This is a genomic window from Microbispora sp. CL1-1 (assembly GCF_012034195.1).
Taxonomy (GTDB): domain Bacteria; phylum Actinomycetota; class Actinomycetes; order Streptosporangiales; family Streptosporangiaceae; genus Microbispora.
Genome location: NZ_JAATEK010000011.1, coordinates 71,296 through 87,394, shown reverse-complemented (window position 1 = coordinate 87,394; position 16,099 = coordinate 71,296). Strand labels below are relative to the sequence as shown.

Sequence of the window (16,099 nt, the reverse complement as noted above, 5' to 3'; positions counted from 1 at the left end):
AATCTATATAAGTGCACTTCTTATAAGTGCACTTATATAGACGGCCGTTCTACTGCTGCGGCGTGAAGTGGGCGAGGACCTCGGGGTTGGCCATGGCGTCGGGGTTGGCGGCCTTCTCGACGGGGGTGCCGAGCAGGATCTTCCGCACCGGGACCTCCAGCTTCTTGCCCGACAGCGTCCTCGGGATGCCGGGGACCACGTGGATCTCGTCGGGCACGTGCCGGGGAGAAAGCTCGGTGCGCAGGGCCGTACGCAGGCGAGACACCAGCTCGTCGGACAGCTCCGCGCCCTCGGCCAGGGTGACGAACAGCAGCAGCCTGCCCTCCTGGCCGAGCTGCCCGGTGTCGATGACCAGGCTGTCGGCGATCTCGTCGAACCGCTCCACGACGCGGTAGAACTCGCTGGTGCCCATCCGTACGCCGCCGCGGTTGAGGGTGGAGTCGGAACGGCCGTAGATCACGCAACCCCCGTCGGGGAGGATCTTGATCCAGTCGCCGTGCCGCCAGACGCCCGGGTAGTCGGCGAAGTACGACTCCCGGTAGCGGTCACCCAAGGGGTCGTTCCAGAACATGACCGGCATCGACGGCATGGGCCGGGTGATGACGAGCTCCCCCACCTCGCCCACGATCGAGGCGCCCGCGGGGTCGAACGACTCGACCGACGCGCCGAGGCAGCGGCACGGGATCACGCCGGCCCGGATCGGCAGCAGCGGCACCGCGCCCACGAACCCGGTGCACACGTCGGTGCCGCCGGAGAACGAGCCGAGCTGCACGTCGGGCTTCACGTCCGAGTAGACCCAGGCGAACCCCTCGGGCGGCAGCGGCGAGCCGGTCGAGCCGATCCCGCGCAGCCGGTCGAGCCCCTGCGGCTTCACCCCGGCCTTCATCGACGCCATGATGTACGGCGCGCCGGTGCCGAAGTACGTCACGCCCTCCTCGGCGGCGACCCGCCACAGGGCGCCGGTGTCGGGATGGGCCGCGCTGCCGTCGTACAGCAGGACGGTGGACCCCACCAGCAGGCCGCCGATGAGGTAGTTCCACATCATCCAGCCGGTAGTGGTGTACCAGAAGAACACATCCCCCTCGCCGAGGTCCTGGTGGAAGGACAACGACTTGAGGTGCTCCAGCACGATGCCGCCGTGGCCGTGCACGATGGGCTTGGGCAGGCCGGTGGTGCCGGACGAGTACAGCACCCACAGCGGATGGCCGAACGGCACCCGCTCGAACTCCAGCGGCGCGGTCTCGGCCCGCAGGTCGTCCCAGCTCACGCCGTTATCGGGCGCGCCTTCGAGGAGCGTGGGAATCCAGACGGTCGCCTCCAGCGTCGGCAGCTTGCCGGCGATCTCGCGCACCACCTGCGACCGGTCGTACGCCTTGCCGCCGTAGCGGTAACCGTCCACGGCGATGAGCACCTTCGGCTCGATCTGCGCGAACCGGTCGGTCACGCTGGGCGCGCCGAAGTCGGGCGAGCAGGAGGACCAGATCGCCCCGAGCGAGGCGGTGGCCAGGAAGGCGATGAGGGCTTCCGGGACGTTCGGGACATAGGCGGCGACCCGGTCACCACGCCCCACGCCCAGCCGTACGAGGCCCGCCCGGACGCGGGCGACCTCCTCGCGGAGCTCGCCGAGCGAGTACTGCCAACGGCTGCCCGATTCGTTGCGGAAAATCACCGCCGTCCGGCCGGGGTGGCCGCGCAGCGCGTTCTCGGCGTAGTTCAGGGCCGATCCTGTGAACCATTCGGCATCCGGCATCGTTCCCCGGATGACGGGCCCGTCGCCACGCGTACCGACCACGCCGAAGTAGTCCCATATGGAGGTCCAGAAGTCGGCCGGAGACTCGACCGACCACTTCCAGACGTCCTCGTAGTCCCCCGTACGGCCCAGTCGTTCCATGTAACGGGTGATCCGGGCCGCACGTACGACGTCGGGCGTGGGTTCCCAGAGCAGAGCGCCTTCCTCGACCATGCCCCCATCTTTGCCAGGCTTGCGCCGCATGTCACCCTCCCCGCCCACATAGAAAGGGCCTGTCATATGTGGGTTCTGAGCTGGTCGATCGCCATCCGCGCCGCGGTCCCGATCGCGGCGTCGGCCCGCGGCTGGTTCTGCGCCGTGCCGTACGACCGGGTGAACACGGCCACGGCGTAGCGCCCGCCGTCGGGATACTCCACCACCCCGATCTCGTTGCGCAGCGTGGGCAGCGTGCCCGTCTTGCCGCTCACCGCGACATCGTCGAACGGGAACCCCGAGGCCAGCCGGTGCGGCCACACCTGCAGCGCCATGAGACGACGGATCGCCGCGCACGAGGCCGCTCCCGCCGCCTCGTCCCGCCAGATCATGGACAGCAGCCGGGTCATCTCGCGTGGCGTGCTCCGGTTGGCCACCGCCGGGTCGAGCGCGCTCAGGCGCGCCACCACCTCGGGGTCGGTGCACGCCTGGTTCACGTCCGACTGGTCCGCCACACCCGCGTCCACCCGCAGGCTGGTGAGCATCTCGCGGCAGTCCTGCGTCACCCGCGTCGCCGTCAGCCCGAGGCCGTCGAGCAGCGTGTTGACCGCCTCCCTGCCCACCCGGGCGAGCAGCACGTCGGCCGCAGTGTTGTCGCTCACCGCCATCATCAGGTAGGCCAGGTCGCGCAGCGACAGCGTCGCGTCGTCCAGCATCGCCGCCAGCCCGGTGCCCCCGCCCGTACGGTCCGCGCCCGGCACGCGGACGCGCTCGGTGAGGTCGAACAGCCCGCGCTCGGCCTGACGGTGCAGCTCCAGCACCAGCGCCACCTTGAAGACCGACGCGAGCACCACCGGCTCGTCGGCACGCAGGCCCACCTCGCGCCCGTCGTCGATGTCGACCACGTGCAGCCACCCCATGACGCCGGCGGACCGGAAGACCCGTTCCATCGGGTTCATGCCGGGACTCATGTCGCGTGTGGTGCCGCGCGTCGTGCCGCGTGTCATGTCGGGTGTCATGCGAGGAACCCGGTCGCCGGGCGCGGCGCCACGCGCGGCGCGGGCGGCACACCTTCGTCCACCATGCCGGCGCTCTCTTTCAGCACCTGTACGGCCACGGTCGTGAAGTCTCGCACGTACGGCCCCGGCTCGGCCCGCCAGGCCGGGGAGCAGCGCCAGGCCAGGGGCGCGCCCGCGAGGGGCCGCCACACCACCCCCGGCACCTCGGCAGGAGCGCCGAACGTGACGGCCGTGCCGGAAAGGACCAGGCCGAGGGCGAACTCCACGCGGTCGGTGCAGACGATCTCGGCGGGGACGAAGCCGCCCCGGCGGCACGAGGCCAGCGTGTCGTCGTACAGGCCGGGCTCGGCGTCCCGGGAGAACAGCACCAGGTCGCGCCCGGCCAGGTCGCCGAGGTGCACGGTCGCCCACGCGGTCAGCTCGTCGTCCTCCGCCAGCAGGACCCCCGGATGCCGGACGAGCACCGGCCCGTACGCGAGCCCGTTCGCGGCGACCGGATGCCGCAGCAGCCCTACGTCGAGCCTGCCCTCCAGCAACGCGGTGACCTGCGCGGCCGTGCCCATCTCGGTCAGCGACAGCCGTACGTCGGGGCGGCGCTCGCGAAACCCCGCGATGAGCGCGGCGAGCACGGCGGCGCCCAGGTCGGCGGGGACGCCCGCCCGCACCACCGCCGCGTCGCCACGCGCGAGGTCGGACATGAGGTCGCGCATCCGCTCGACCCTGGCCACGATCTCGCGGGCCTCGGGCACCAGCAGCCGCCCCGCCTCCGTCAGCGCCACCCGCCGGCTCGACCGCTCGAACAGGCGCACGCCCAGCTCCTCCTCCAGCCGCTTGATGCGCTGGCTCAGCGGCGGCTGGGCCATCCCCAGCCGCGCGGCCGCGTTCCCGAAATGCAGCTCTTCCGTCACAACCAGGAAGTAGCCGAGATGCCGGACCAAGTCCACGAGCTGGGAGCATATCCGAACCGAACATGAAGCACGTTGATATCCATATTGGACATCCTTCCGGTCGATCTGCTGCTCTATGGCGTGCACTCGATCCGAAGGGGGACGCATGCGAGAGCGCAGGCGCTGGCCGTACGTCACGGCGGCGGTGCTCGTGCCGGTAGTGGCCGCGGGGGTCACGGTGTGGGCGCTGCGGACGAAGGGATCACCCGAGGAGACCGCGCGGGACTTCCTCGCGGCGTGGTCACGCTCGGACTACGCGGCGATGCGGACGCTCGTCGCCGACCCGCCGGCCGGCTTCGAAAGCACCTACCGCCGCTTCCACGACGACCTGAAGCTCACGGGGCAGCGATTCCAGGTGACGAGCGTCCAGGACGACACCGTGCGGTTCCGGGCGCGGCTGACCGGCCCGCTGCCCATCGCGTACGACGGGAGGCTGCACCTGGTCGAAAGCGACCGCGCCTGGAAGGTGGCATGGACCTCGACTGCCATCCATCCCCGGATGGGCAACGGTGTCCGGGCCAAGCTCACCACCGTGCCCGCCGAGCGCGCGCCGATCACCGCCGCCGACGGCACCCGCATCGACACACCGGACGCCCCCGGCTCCGTGCAGCAGATCGTCGAGGGGCTGCGCGAGCAGTACGCCTCGCGCCTGACCGGCACCGCGTCCGCCCGGGCCGACCTGGTCGACAGCCGTACGGGCTCGAAGGTCGCCACACTGGCCGAGGGCGGATCGAAGCCCGGCAAGCCGCTTTCGACCACCCTCGACCTGCGGGTGCACCAGGCGGGTGCGCAGGCCCTTGAGGGCGTGGACAAGCCCGCCTCGCTCGTCGCGCTGCGCCCCTCCACGGGCGAGGTCCTCGCGGTGGTCAACAAGCCGGGCGGATACAACCGCGCCCTGCTCGGCGCGTACCCCCCGGGCTCGACTTTCAAGATCGTGACTGCCTCGGCCCTGGTCGCCGGTGGCGTCACGCCCGGCCAGACCGTCGAGTGCCCGGCCGAGAAGACGATCGGCGGCTTCCCGTTCCACAACGCCGAGTTCCACGACTACGGCACGCTGCGCTTCGTCGACGCCTTCGCCCACTCGTGCAACACGACGTTCGGCGACATGGCGGTGCGGCGCCTCGGCGCCGATCGCCTGTCCAAGGTGGCCTCCGACTTCGGTTTCGGCGCCAGCATCAAGATCGGGGTGCCCGCCGTGGACGCCGCCTTCCCAGCACCGCATGACGACACCGATCTCGCGTCCGCGGCAATCGGCCAGGGGCGCGTCCTGGCCAGCCCGCTGAACATGGCCGCCGTCGCCGGCGCCATCGCCGCCGGCACCTGGCGGCAGCCCCGGCTGGTCCCGGCCTCACTCGTCCCGGAGGGCGGCACGCCCCCACGCTCGCTGGAGCCCGCGGTCGTGTCCGCGCTGCGCCGCCTCATGCCCGCCGTCGTCAGCGAGGGCACCGCGAGCGGCATCTCCTTCCCCGCCGGTACGGCGGGCAAGACCGGCACCGCCGAATACGGCTCGGCCGATGGCGGCAAGAACCCGCCCACGCACTCGTGGTTCATCGGCTACAAGGGCGACCTGGCCTTCGCCGTCGTGGTCGAGGGCGGCGGCACCGGAGCACAGGTGGCGGCCCCCGTCGCGGCCCGCTTCCTCAAGGCACTGTGACTCCCCAAGGCCCTGTGACTCCGCAAGGCGCTGTGACGACGCTCAGTACGGCCGGCCGGGGACGTTCAGCCGGACGCGGAGAGGCCGAAAGGACCCACGTCATCTGGAGCGGCCGCGGCGCTGAAACGTTCAGGCCGCGCCCGTATGCGGTCGGCGCCCCACCGAGTCCGGGGTCAGTGGGTCGTTCAGTGGGCCGTTCAGTGGGCCGTACGGTCGGCCGGAGTGGTCAGGCGGGCGACGGCCGCGACGACTTCGGAGAAGTTGGACAGGTCGGACAGCACGATGTCCGCGCCGGCCTCGCGCAGCTCGGCGGCCGTGGAACGCCCCGACGCCACGCCGATCATGGCCGCGCCACCGATCTTCGCCGCCTGGACGTCACGCGTGGAATCGCCGATGAGGACGGTGTTGCCCGCGGTGAAGACGGCGCCGTACCGGGCCTTGGCCCGCCCCTGCGAAACCTGCAGCAGGGTGGCCTTCGGATAGACCTCCTCGCCGTAGCCGCCCACCTCGACGTCGATCCACTTGTCCAGCCCGAACGCCTTGAGCTTGTGCACGGCATTGCTCTTGATGGTGCCGGTGAGCACCGACTGCACGACGCCGTCGAGGCGTGACACGGCCTTGAGCGCGTCCTTGGCGCCGGGCAGCGCGCGGCCGTCCTTGGACAGCCGCCCGCGCCGCTCCGCGAAGCAGACGGCCAGCGCGTCGACGAATCTCGGCAGGTGATAGTCCTCGACGGCGATGCCGTTGACGGCCAGGGTCTCGAAGATGATCTCCGAGTCGGGGCGGCCCAGCGCCGGTGCGAGCTTGACCAGCGGTCGCCCTGTCACCATCCGGAACGCGTCCGCGTAGGCGTCGCGGGTGACGATGGCGACGTCGACGAGCGTCAGGTCGATGTTCCAGAGAACGAGGCGGTTGATCGCGGCCTCCGTGGGGGTGCGGTGTGGATCGTGCTCAGCGTACGGCCCACGCGGAGTGTCCGGTGTATCCACAACCGCCTTGATAACCCCTCCCAGACGGGACGGGTAACGAACCGGCGAGCCCGAGCAGTACGAGCTGCCGACCGGGGGCAACGGGCGGAGCATGTGGTGCGACGCCAAGGCCGACCGGATCGAGACGCGCGGCGCCAAGTGGGGCGGACGGCGCCGACCTCCCCAAGGAGCTGCGCAACCTGCCGTTCGCGCAGCTCCCCGGGGCCGTTATGTTCGCGATGTGGGCCGTGATGCTCGCCTACACCCGGGTCTCCGGCCAGGAGACCTGGGACGCGATCACCGGCCTGTTCCTCTTCGCGTCGTTCGTCGTCGGAGGTGTGGCGGTCAAGCGGCTCTACCGGCCGCCGCGCAGGGCCAAACCCCGATGGCTGCTGGAGGAGGACGCCAGGCCCGCTGATCAGACGAGATCGAGGGCGTCGGCCAGCGTGTCCACCACGGGGACGCCGACGCCCTCCAGCTCCGACCGCTTGGTCATGCCGCCGGTGTAGAGGATGGCGCGGGCGCCGACGTGCTGGGCCGCGTGGGCGTCGTCCACGCTGTCACCGATGACCACGACCTTCGCCGAGTCGAGGCCGAGCGCACGCAGGTGCTCCACCATGTGCTCGGCCTTGTGGCCGCCGGTCGCCGAGCGCGAGCCGTCGATCCGGGTGAAGTGGCCGTCGATGCCGAACTCGCCGGTCTTGCGGACCAGCCGTTCGTGGCCCCACATGGACAGCAGCGACTGCGTGCGGCCCGACTCCTGCCAGGCGCGCAGGCTCGACACCGCACCCTCGGCGAGGCTGCACGCCTCCATCAGGCGGTGATAGTGCTCGTGGAAGCCCGCGTCGAGCAGTTCCCATTCGCCTTCCCTGAGCGGCCGGCCGAGCATCCGCTCGTACGCCACCCAGATGGGGCGGGTGTACACCTCGCGGAAGCCGTCCGCGTCGTACGGCCCCAGGCCGTACGGCACGAAGAGCTCGTTGGTCGCGCCGACGACGGCGTCGATGTCGTGGAAGAGCGTCCCGTTCCAGTCCCAAACAATGTGTGTCATCTTGTCCCCCAGCTTAGACGCCGGGTGTGACAGATCCGTGAAGCTCAGGTGAGCAGGTCGGGGATCTCCTGGGTCGCGTACCACAGCAGCTCGTGGTCCTCCGCGCCGTCCACGACGAACTGCGCGTCGTCGTCCCCGCCGTCGGCCGCGGGCAGCGCCGCGATGGCCGCCTCCACGTCGGGCAGGGCGTCGGCGTCGTCCACGTGGACGGCGGCGACCAGCCGCATCGGGACCGGCTCCAGCACCCGCACCCGGGCGCGCTCCTCCAGGTCGGCCCCGGTCTTCACCGTCTCGTCGGGCACCTCGGCCGCGATGACCACACGCCGGGCGGCCGTCTGGGCGCCGTCCGCGCGGTCGGCGGCCAGCATGCGCAGGGAGGCCCGGGCGGCCTCGGTCAGCGCGACGTACTCCAGCTCCTCGGTGTCGCCCGAGGCGTACCACTCGATCAGCGCGGGGGTGACCGCGAACCCGGTCAGCGGGGCCGGGCCCAGCTCCCCCGCGGCGACGATGCGCGCCAGCGCGGGGATGGTGGACGGCAGATAAACGCGCATGCGTTCCTCGAATCAATCTTGCGGCTATGGACGGGCGGCGGCGCCGGGCTCGCGGAGAGGCAGGCCGAACAGGCGCTCCATCTCGGCGATGGTCTCCGCGGGATCGCTGTGGTGGACGCCGACCAGGCCGATCGCGCGGGCCGCCACGATGTTCGCCTCGATGTCGTCGACGAACACGCACTGCCCCGCGTCGAGCCCCAGCAGGCCGAGCGCATGCCGGAAGATCCGCTCCTCGGGCTTGCGCATGCCGACCTCTCCCGAGATGACGACCGCGTCGAAGAGGGCCTCCCAGTCCTCCCGCGAATAGTGGTCGCCCCAGGAGTTGGACACCAGGCAGGTGCCGAGCCCGGCCGCCCGGGCCTGGCGGAGCATCTCGTTCATCTCCTCGACCGGCCGGAACCCGGCGAACATCCGGGTCAGCAGGCCGTCGGCCTCCGGCGGTCCGCCGTCGAGGGTCACCAGCCGGGCCGCCAGGGCGCGCTCGAACTCCAGGACCGGGATCTCGCCGCGTTCGAGCGCGTGGATCGGGTTCTCCCCGCCCGGCTCGACGCCGGCCCGGTATGCCTGCGCGACCAGCGCGCGCATCACGTCCCGGTAGTGCCGGGGATCGATCCGGTCCGCCTCGATCCACTCCGCGATCGACTCGGCCAGGCTCGTGGTCAGAACCCCGCCCCAGTCGATCAGCACACCCTTGAGCACCGCGCCTCCCAGCCGACGTGCCTACAAATATAGGGAGTGGTCAGCCGGGCCGCTCGAACGGCTTGAGCAACCCGCCGAACCACTCGTCGACGGCGTCCGGGCCGAACGACTCGCCGGGCGCCAGCTCCCGCAGCGCGTCGTTCACCATCTGACGGCACTGCTGTTCCGCGTCCTCCTGCGCCCGGCGCAGGGCCAGCAGGAGCTCCTCGGCCAGCGTCCGGCTGGGCAGGCGCATGGCACGAGGCTCGATGACGACCTCGCGCACCAGGCCGTGCGCCGTCGTGACGGCCTGGATCCGGCCGTCCGCCGCCCGGCCGCGACCGGTGACGGCCTCGATCTCGCGCTCCCCGTCCGCCAGCCAGGACTCGATCCGCTCGGCCCGCCGCGCGTCCTGCTCCAGGTCGCCGGTTTCGCGCCGATCGGGGGCGAAGGCGTCCGGTCCCGCGTCCAGCTCCTGCGCGAGCTGATCGAACCGATAACGCACGAACGTCTCGTCGAGCGGGGCGGCCAGCCCGGTCGCCCTGGTATGGGCGGCGGCGACGAGCTCGTCCGTCCGTTCCTTCGCGGCGTCCTGGGCGGTCCTGGCCGCCCTCGTGACCTCCGCGCTCAAGACGGCCGAGTCGAGCCGCATGACCCGGGGGTCCAGGATGATCGCGGTCACCTGTCCCCGGCCGTCGGCCCTGGCCCGCACCTGGCCGTCGGCGGCCTCCCCTTCGCCGGTGACCCGCCGGATCTGGGCCTGGATGTCCGCGAGGCCGCGCATGACGTCCTCGGCCTGGCGAATCATTTGTTCCAGCAGCTCCAGATCACTGCCGCCCGGAAACGACAAGGACAAGCGTTCCTCCATAAAAAGAACAAAAGGCTTTTACTGTGCAATTCACCCGTCCGTAATTCGCGGGTCATGCTAACGTGCGGCGCATGCACGGGGAACTTGGCATCGAGCACAGCGGTGTGAACAGCGCTTCCCTTCGCCTGACCGAGCACGGCGACGAGTTCGTGACCGCCCTCGTTCATCTGCGCGAGCGGGCGGGCTCCGCCTCGTGGGGCGACGACGGCCTGTTCGGCGCCTTCGTGGCCGCCTACAACCGCGGCGCCCTGACCGCCGTCGAGGCGTACGCGCACCTCGGGGGGAATGTGAGCGGCCACGGCGACGCGCTCGCGGTCGCGAGCCGGCGGGTGTCGGACGCCGAGGGCGACGCGGGGCGCCAGATCTCGACGGCCGCCGACGAGGCGGGCCTCACATGGGCCTGATGCCGCCCGACTGGGCGCAGCCGATCGCGAGCCTGGTCAACTTCCCGAAGATCGACGAGGCCGACATCCGCGCGGAAATCCGCCCCTGGCAGGTCGTGCAGGCCGGCGCCGCCTCCGGAGGAGCCGGCGCGGAGAACGAGGTCAGGCGGCTGCCGGGCGTCTACCAGGGCGTGTCCGCCGACGCGATGCGCACCAACTGGAACAAGGCCGGCACCGCAGAACACCTCCGCACGGCCGTCGGGGCCGCCGCGTACGCGCCGGCGGTGCTCGAAGGCACCGCCACCGCGGTGACCGCCACGAAGGTGGCCATCATCAGCCAGGCCGTCGCGGGCGCGACGAGGCTGGCCTCGGTCCTCGTCGCGGGCGGTCCGTTCGCCGCGGCCTCGGCCACGGCCGGGCTTCTCGCCACCCGCTACGCCATGCGGAAGATCCTCAGGGAGGCCGAGGAGGGCGGGGCCCGGGTGCTGGCCCCGGCCGTCACGCGGCACATCACCGAACCGCTGGAACGCATCCTCAAGAACACCCGCGGCCCCTTCGGCGGTGGCCCGTCCCTGGCGGGAGCGGCCGGCCCCCACGTCCCGCTGCGGGGAGCGCCGGTGCGGACGACGGGCACGGCGGGGCCCCGCGGCGGCGTCAAGCTCGACATGGCCAGGAGCCGCAAGCCCTACTCCCGGCAGACCGGCCCACAGCTCTCCCCCGCCGAGCAGGCCGCGCTGGACGCCAAGAAGGCCGGTCAGCCGTACGACAGGAAGGCGGCCAAGGCGGCGGAGCAGAAGGTGAAGACCGGTGAGAAGCTCGACGGTGAGCGCAACGCGCAGAAGCGCGGCACCCAGACGGACCAGTCGAGCCGGCAGCAGAATCAGCAGCAGGGCCAGCAGAACCAGAGCAATCAGGGCAAGAAGAAGCGCCGGTGGGGATCTTCGTGACCAAGCCGATCACTAATCGAATGCACCACTTCACCCAGAACAATCCCGAAGGGATCGGCCAGGACAGCATTCCCGCGCTGCTCCGCCGGGTCGCGACCACGATCGAGGAGCTGGGCCAGATCGAGGTGTACGACCTGATCATGCACAACGAGATCACCGACGACGGCGCCGACTGGCCGTCCATCACGGTGTATTTCGACTACACCGACCCCGACGAGCCGGTCGAGGACGCGGAGGACGCGGAGGACGCGCCTGACGTCACTTGACGGCGGCGAAGACGCGCTTTGCGATCTTGAGGTGGGCGGCGGACCTCACCGCGCCGGGGTCGGTGCGGATCGGGCCGAAGAGGCCGCGCTTCTCCTTCAGCCGCAGGATCCGCAGCACCGACTGGTCGATCCTGCGTTCGGAGATCCGGCCCGACTTCACCGCGGCGAGGACGGCGTCGTACGCCTTGGGCAGGTTCGGCGGCATGAGGAGGATGTCGGCACCGGCGAGCACGGCCCGCACGGCGACCTCGGCGTCGCCGTACTTCTTGCGCACCCCGGCCATGTCGAGCGCGTCGGTGCTGATCACGCCGTCGAAGCCGAGCTCGTCGCGGAGCAGGCCGGTGAGGATGCGGGGGGACAGCGTGGCGGGGTCGCCCGAGGGGTCGAGCTTCGGCATCACCAGGTGCGCCGACATGATCGCGTCCACCCCGTGCGCGATCGCCTCCCGGAACGGCGGCGCGTCCAGCTTCCGCCACTGTGACTTCGAGTGAGTGATGACCGGCAGCCCCGTGTGGCTGTCGACCGAGGTGTCCCCGTGGCCGGGGAAGTGCTTGGCGACGGAGGCCACACCCGCCGCGTGGAAGCCGTCCACCGCCGCCCCGACCATCGCGGCCACCTTCCCCGGGTCGGCGCCGTACGCCCGGGGGCCGATCACGGGATTGCGCGGGTTGATGTTGACGTCGGCGACCGGCGCGAAGTCGAGCGAGATGCCGAGGTCGCGCAGCTCCTCCCCGGTCGCCCTGGCGACGTCGCGCGCGTTCGCCGGCTTGCGGGTCTTCCCGATGTCCGACGCGCCGGGAAACGTGGTGACGACGGACTTGAGCCGGGAGACCAGGCCGTTCTCCTGGTCCACGCCGATCATCAGCGGCGCGTTGCCCGCCTTGGCCGCCGCCTCGCGCAGGCCGGTGGTGAGCGCGGCCACCTGGCTCGCGCCGGAGACGTTGCCCGCCCAGTCGAACAGGATCACCCCGCCGGGGCGGAACTTCTCCACGACCTGCGCCGGCGTGGCCACGCCGTACCGTGCCTCGTTCTCCTTGCTCGCCGCGCCGGCCTTCTGACCCCACACCACGATGGTGAAGAGCTGTGCCACCTTGTCGCGCAGGCTCATCTCCGCGAGCGTCCGCTCGGCCAGGCTCCCCGAGGGCCGTGCCGACGGCGTGGCCGACGGCGTGGCGGACGGCTTGGCCGACACCGGCGCCGACGCGCGGGGCGAGGGCGCCGGGCTCGCGCCGATGCCCGGCCCGCATCCGGTCACGAGAAGGGCGGCGATCATGCCGAGACCGTGTCTGATTCGTGGCACGTTCTTTACCGTATCCGGGTCCGGCCGTGACCGGGCCGGAACCCGGTCACGGCCGGTCAGAGCGCGAGCGCGTCCAGGCCCGGCAGCTCCGCCCGCGCGGCGGCCTTCGCGGCCTGCGCCGACGTGGCCGAACGCGCCGCGGCGGCGGCGTCGCGGCACTGCGCGAGCGTGTGCCGCGCCAGGGCGGCGCGCACCCAGGGCAGCGCGGGGGCGCCCATGGACAGCGAGGTGACGCCCATGCCGACCAGCACGCAGGCGAGCACCGGATCGGCCGCGGCCTCGCCGCAGACCCCGCAGCCCTTGCCCGCCGCGGAGGCGGCGGAGGCCGCCGTCGCGATCAGGTCGAGCACGGCCGGATGCCACGGGTCCTGCAGCCCGGCGACGGCGCTGACCTGGCGGTCGGCGGCGAGTGCGTACTGCGTGAGGTCGTTGGTGCCGATCGAGAAGAACTCGACGGCCCGGATGAGGTCCGCCGCCCGCAGCGCCGCCGACGGCACCTCGATCATGATGCCCGCGCCGTCGAGCCCCGCCGTACGGCAGGCCTCGGCGAACCACTCGGCCTCCTCGACGGTGGCCACCATGGGCGCCATGACCTGCACCTTGGCCGAGACGCCGGCGGCGGCCCTGGCCAGCGCGCCCAGCTGGGCGGTCATGATCTCCGGATAGCGGCGGAACATGCGCAGGCCGCGCTCGCCGAGCGCCGGGTTCGGCTCCTCCTCCGGCGGCGGCAGGAACGCCAGCGGCTTGTCGGCGCCCGAGTCGAGCGTGCGCACCACCACACGGCCCTCGGGGAACGCCTCGAACACCGCCCGATAGGCCTCCTCCTGCTCGCTTCCCGACGGCGCGGTCTCCCGGTCGAGGAAGAGGAACTCGGTGCGATAGAGGCCGACGCCCTCGGCGCCGTTGGCCAGCGCGCTCTCCAGGTCGCGGGGGCCGCCGATGTTGGCGAGCAGGGGAACGGGGTGGCCGTCGGCGGTCGCGCCGGGGCCGGTGGCCGCCGACAGCACCGCCCGCCGCGCCTCGTCGGCGGCGCGCGCCTCGGTCACGCGGGCCGGGTCCGGGGCGAGCAGCACCTGCCCGGACGCGCCGTCGACCAGCACGGGGGTGCCGGGGGCGATCGCGGTCGCACCGGCGCAGCCCACGACGGCGGGCACGCCCATCGAGCGGGCGAGGATCGCCGTGTGGCTGGTCGGCCCGCCCTGCTCGGTGACGAACGCGGCGACCACGTCCTTGGACAGCAGGGCGGTGTCGGCGGGGGCGAGGTCCTTGGCGATGAGCACGAACGGCTCGTCGGCGCTGGTGGGCACGCCGGGCATGGGCAGCCCGGTGAGCACGGCGATCACCCGGTCGCGGATGTCGTCGAGGTCCGTCACGCGCTCGGCCAGATAGCCGCCGGCCGCCGCGAGCAGGTCCCGATATCTGCCGAAGGCGTCGAAGACGGCGCGCGGGGCGGCCACGCCCTGCTCGATGAGCTCGCCGACCTCCATGGCCAGGCTCGGGTCGCGGGCCATCAGCGCCTGCGCGCCGAGCACCTCCTGGGCCTCGCCGCCCGCCCGGGCGCCGCGCGCCTCCAGGTCGGCGGCCACCTCCTCGACCGCCCGCTCCGCGCGGGACCGCTCGGCGGCGGCGTCGCCGTCGTGGCGCGCCTCCTTGTCGGGCTCGGGGATCTCACCCGCGAGCACATGGGCCGGCCCATATCCCGCGCCCGGGCTCACCCCAGTGCCGGCCAGCACAGTGCCGGTCTCGTCCCCCGCTGTCATCCCCGTCGTCCGCTGCCCGTCCACTGGCGTCAGGAGGCCGAGGCGATCTTGGCGAGCTCGTCGAGCAGCTCTTCGGCGCCGTCGCCCTCCGCGCGGATGACGATCGACTCCCCCTGCCGTACGTCGAGCGCGAGGACCGACAGGATGCTCTTCGCGCTCACCGGCGAGCCGCCCGCCTTGGCGACGGTGACGTCGTAGGGCGCCTTCGCCGCGGTCTGCACGAACGTCGCCGCCGGGCGGGCGTGCAGCCCGACCTCGGACGCGACGCTGACTGTGCGTTCGGCCACGATTTCCTCCTCCTGCGGCGGTGGTCTAGACCGCCGGTAGTTCCGTCAAAGGCCAGTCAATACCCGACATATCGGGTACTACCAGATCCGCGTGTGACAGTTCATCCGGATGATGCGTGGTGGCCACCGCGACGCAGGTCATACCCGCGGCCCGGGCCGCCGCTATCCCCGCGAGCGAGTCCTCGAACACCACACACGCGGCCGGGTCCACGGCGAGCAGATCCGCCGCCTTGAGATAGCCGGACGGGTCCGGCTTCCCCACGGTCACGTCCTCGGCGGAGACGATGGTCCGCACCATCTCCACCACGCCGATCTCGGTGAGCCGCTCCACCGCCCACCATCGCTGGGCCGAGGTGACCAGGGCCAGCGGAGCCCCCTGCTCCGCCACCCGGGCCACCAGCTCCGCCGCCCCCGGCACCGGCACGATGTCGGGCAGGTCCGGATGGTCGTAATAGGAGCGGATCTCCTCCATCACAACCTGCGGGTCCAGACCGGGCAGCACCTCGGGGATGACGTCCACCCCGCGACGGCCCACGACGCTTCGCAACAGCGTGTCGTCGAACGTGATGCCGTGGTCCTCCAGGAACATCCGCCACAGGGCACGGTTGCGGATCTCGGTGTTGACCAGAGTGCCGTCGAGGTCGAAGAGCGCGGCCGTCGTCACCTGAGCGGTCACCTGATCACGACCACTCGAAGAGCGGGTCGCCCGCGCTCACGCTGCCCTCGGCGAGCCCGCCGACGGAGTCCGCCACGGCGTCGAGCGCCACCACCGGGCAGACCGGCGAGCGCCCGCCGGCCTCGACCGCCGCGGGGTCCCAGGCCACGACGGGCTGCCCCGCGCCGACGCGGTCCCCCTCGGCCGCGAGCAGGCGGAAGCCCTCGCCCTTGAGCTGCACGGTGTCGATGCCGAGATGCACCAGCACGCCCCTGCCGTCGTCCCCCACCACGACGTACGCGTGCGGGTGCAGCTTCACGATCGTGCCGTCGATCGGGGCCAGGGCCTCGACGGGCTCCCTGAGGGGGTCGATCGCGGTCCCCGGGCCGACCATCGCCTGCGCGAACACCGGGTCCGGCACGGCGGCGAGACCGATGGCCGCCCCCGCGACCGGGGCGAGAACAGTCGTCAATGAAGAGCCCTTCCCTGAGATCCGGGCAGGCGTCGTCACAGGTCCGGCCGAAGAGACCGGCGGACCCGCGACGATCTCCCGGTTCAGCCGATGATGTCCTCGATGTCGCTGGCGATGGTGTCGGCCTCGGGGCCCACCACGACCTGGACGACGTTGCCCGCCGCCATCACTCCGTGGGCGCCGGCCGCCTTGAGCGCGGCCTGGTCCACCTTCGAGGCGTCGTGCACCTCGGTGCGCAGCCGGGTGATGCACGGCTCCACTTCGATGATGTTGTCGGCGCCACCGAGCCCGGCGATGATCGCCTCGGCGTCTGCAGCCATGGGGTCCTCCTGTTGTATCGAACGGCCTGCC

Annotated in this window: 18 protein-coding genes; 4 read left to right on the top strand and 14 right to left on the bottom strand. The window is 71.9% G+C overall.

The window, feature by feature from the left end; translation table 11 throughout:
* Window positions 1–49 precede the first annotated feature (49 nt).
* The 3 genes from HCK04_RS16070 to HCK04_RS16060 all read right to left on the bottom strand — a co-directional run bounded on the left by HCK04_RS16070 (window position 50) and on the right by HCK04_RS16060 (window position 3,905).
* The gene (locus tag HCK04_RS16070) at window positions 50–1,963 is read right to left on the bottom strand and encodes an acetoacetate--CoA ligase (protein ID WP_142648134.1); all 1,914 of its coding nucleotides are present in this window, start codon (window positions 1,961–1,963) and stop codon (window positions 50–52) included.
* A 62-nt stretch (window positions 1,964–2,025) separates the two neighbouring features.
* Window positions 2,026–2,949 (bottom strand): serine hydrolase, encoded by a 924-nt coding sequence (locus HCK04_RS16065; protein ID WP_240971470.1) that lies wholly within the window; start codon window positions 2,947–2,949, stop codon window positions 2,026–2,028.
* Window positions 2,950–2,957: 8 nt separating this feature from the next.
* Complete coding sequence (locus HCK04_RS16060) at window positions 2,958–3,905, bottom strand: LysR substrate-binding domain-containing protein (RefSeq protein WP_142648133.1); 948 nt, start codon at window positions 3,903–3,905, stop codon at window positions 2,958–2,960.
* Window positions 3,906–4,014: 109 nt separating this feature from the next.
* On the opposite strand from HCK04_RS16060, the gene HCK04_RS16055 reads away from it, so the two are divergent.
* Window positions 4,015–5,562, top strand: coding sequence for a penicillin-binding transpeptidase domain-containing protein (locus HCK04_RS16055; RefSeq protein ID WP_142648132.1), 1,548 nt, complete (start codon window positions 4,015–4,017; stop codon window positions 5,560–5,562).
* Window positions 5,563–5,759: 197 nt separating this feature from the next.
* Here HCK04_RS16055 and HCK04_RS16050 read toward each other — a convergent pair whose 3' ends face one another.
* From HCK04_RS16050 to HCK04_RS16030, 5 genes are all read right to left on the bottom strand, one after another.
* The gene (locus HCK04_RS16050; RefSeq protein ID WP_260617297.1) at window positions 5,760–6,479 is read right to left on the bottom strand and encodes a haloacid dehalogenase-like hydrolase; all 720 of its coding nucleotides are present in this window, start codon (window positions 6,477–6,479) and stop codon (window positions 5,760–5,762) included.
* Window positions 6,480–6,948: 469 nt separating this feature from the next.
* Window positions 6,949–7,581 carry an HAD hydrolase-like protein gene (locus HCK04_RS16045; protein ID WP_142648130.1) on the bottom strand — a complete coding sequence of 211 codons (633 nt, stop codon included), beginning with the start codon at window positions 7,579–7,581 and terminating at the stop codon, window positions 6,949–6,951.
* Window positions 7,582–7,625: 44 nt separating this feature from the next.
* Window positions 7,626–8,132: a hypothetical protein gene (locus HCK04_RS16040; protein ID WP_142648129.1), complete on the bottom strand. Its 507-nt coding sequence runs from the start codon at window positions 8,130–8,132 to the stop codon at window positions 7,626–7,628.
* A gap of 24 nt (window positions 8,133–8,156) precedes the next feature.
* Complete coding sequence (locus HCK04_RS16035) at window positions 8,157–8,831, bottom strand: HAD family phosphatase (RefSeq protein ID WP_142648128.1); 675 nt, start codon at window positions 8,829–8,831, stop codon at window positions 8,157–8,159.
* Between the two features lie 40 nt (window positions 8,832–8,871).
* Window positions 8,872–9,666 carry a YbaB/EbfC family nucleoid-associated protein gene (locus HCK04_RS16030; protein ID WP_168065973.1) on the bottom strand — a complete coding sequence of 265 codons (795 nt, stop codon included), beginning with the start codon at window positions 9,664–9,666 and terminating at the stop codon, window positions 8,872–8,874.
* A gap of 83 nt (window positions 9,667–9,749) precedes the next feature.
* Here HCK04_RS16030 and HCK04_RS16025 point away from each other — a divergent pair, with 83 nt between their 5' ends.
* Genes HCK04_RS16025 through HCK04_RS16015 form a run of 3 tightly spaced genes read left to right on the top strand, consistent with a single transcriptional unit; the run spans window position 9,750 to window position 11,274 of the window.
* The gene (locus HCK04_RS16025; RefSeq protein ID WP_142648126.1) at window positions 9,750–10,082 is read left to right on the top strand and encodes a hypothetical protein; all 333 of its coding nucleotides are present in this window, start codon (window positions 9,750–9,752) and stop codon (window positions 10,080–10,082) included.
* Window positions 10,082–11,008, top strand: a complete 927-nt coding sequence (locus tag HCK04_RS16020) for a hypothetical protein (protein WP_142648125.1) — start codon at window positions 10,082–10,084, stop codon at window positions 11,006–11,008. Before HCK04_RS16025 ends, HCK04_RS16020 begins: the two co-directional genes overlap by 1 nt.
* On the top strand, window positions 10,993–11,274 hold the full coding sequence (locus HCK04_RS16015; protein ID WP_205830309.1) for a hypothetical protein: 282 nt from the start codon (window positions 10,993–10,995) through the stop codon (window positions 11,272–11,274). Before HCK04_RS16020 ends, HCK04_RS16015 begins: the two co-directional genes overlap by 16 nt.
* Here HCK04_RS16015 and HCK04_RS16010 read toward each other — a convergent pair.
* From HCK04_RS16010 to HCK04_RS15985, 6 genes are all read right to left on the bottom strand, one after another.
* Window positions 11,267–12,574: a glycoside hydrolase family 3 protein gene (locus HCK04_RS16010; RefSeq protein ID WP_260617286.1), complete on the bottom strand. Its 1,308-nt coding sequence runs from the start codon at window positions 12,572–12,574 to the stop codon at window positions 11,267–11,269. The genes HCK04_RS16015 and HCK04_RS16010 overlap by 8 nt on opposite strands.
* 56 nt (window positions 12,575–12,630) lie before the next feature.
* Window positions 12,631–14,334 carry a phosphoenolpyruvate--protein phosphotransferase gene (gene ptsP, locus HCK04_RS16005; RefSeq protein WP_142648124.1) on the bottom strand — a complete coding sequence of 568 codons (1,704 nt, stop codon included), beginning with the start codon at window positions 14,332–14,334 and terminating at the stop codon, window positions 12,631–12,633.
* Between the two features lie 29 nt (window positions 14,335–14,363).
* Entirely contained in the window at window positions 14,364–14,621 is a 258-nt protein-coding gene (locus tag HCK04_RS16000) for an HPr family phosphocarrier protein (RefSeq protein WP_142648123.1), read from the bottom strand.
* A 25-nt stretch (window positions 14,622–14,646) separates the two neighbouring features.
* Window positions 14,647–15,297: an HAD-IA family hydrolase gene (locus tag HCK04_RS15995; protein WP_142648122.1), complete on the bottom strand. Its 651-nt coding sequence runs from the start codon at window positions 15,295–15,297 to the stop codon at window positions 14,647–14,649.
* A gap of 4 nt (window positions 15,298–15,301) precedes the next feature.
* The gene (locus HCK04_RS15990; protein ID WP_142648121.1) at window positions 15,302–15,748 is read right to left on the bottom strand and encodes a PTS glucose transporter subunit IIA; all 447 of its coding nucleotides are present in this window, start codon (window positions 15,746–15,748) and stop codon (window positions 15,302–15,304) included.
* Window positions 15,749–15,831: 83 nt separating this feature from the next.
* Window positions 15,832–16,068, bottom strand: a complete 237-nt coding sequence (locus HCK04_RS15985) for a PTS glucose/sucrose transporter subunit IIB (RefSeq protein WP_030509331.1) — start codon at window positions 16,066–16,068, stop codon at window positions 15,832–15,834.
* Window positions 16,069–16,099 lie beyond the last annotated feature (31 nt).

Excerpts from the sequence above, each read along its gene's own strand:
- HCK04_RS15985 (WP_030509331.1), bottom strand. The coding sequence starts at position 16,068 with ATGGCTGCAGACGCCGAGGCGATCATCGCCGGGCTCGGTGGCGCCGAC.
- ptsP (WP_142648124.1), bottom strand. The coding sequence starts at position 14,334 with ATGACAGCGGGGGACGAGACCGGCACTGTGCTGGCCGGCACTGGGGTG.
- HCK04_RS16040 (WP_142648129.1), bottom strand. The coding sequence starts at position 8,132 with ATGCGCGTTTATCTGCCGTCCACCATCCCCGCGCTGGCGCGCATCGTC.
- HCK04_RS16070 (WP_142648134.1), bottom strand. The coding sequence starts at position 1,963 with ATGGTCGAGGAAGGCGCTCTGCTCTGGGAACCCACGCCCGACGTCGTA.
- HCK04_RS16025 (WP_142648126.1), top strand. The coding sequence starts at position 9,750 with ATGCACGGGGAACTTGGCATCGAGCACAGCGGTGTGAACAGCGCTTCC.
- HCK04_RS16020 (WP_142648125.1), top strand. The coding sequence starts at position 10,082 with ATGCCGCCCGACTGGGCGCAGCCGATCGCGAGCCTGGTCAACTTCCCG.
- HCK04_RS16055 (WP_142648132.1), top strand. The coding sequence starts at position 4,015 with ATGCGAGAGCGCAGGCGCTGGCCGTACGTCACGGCGGCGGTGCTCGTG.
- HCK04_RS16065 (WP_240971470.1), bottom strand. The coding sequence starts at position 2,949 with ATGACACGCGGCACGACGCGCGGCACCACACGCGACATGAGTCCCGGC.
- HCK04_RS16045 (WP_142648130.1), bottom strand. The coding sequence starts at position 7,581 with ATGACACACATTGTTTGGGACTGGAACGGGACGCTCTTCCACGACATC.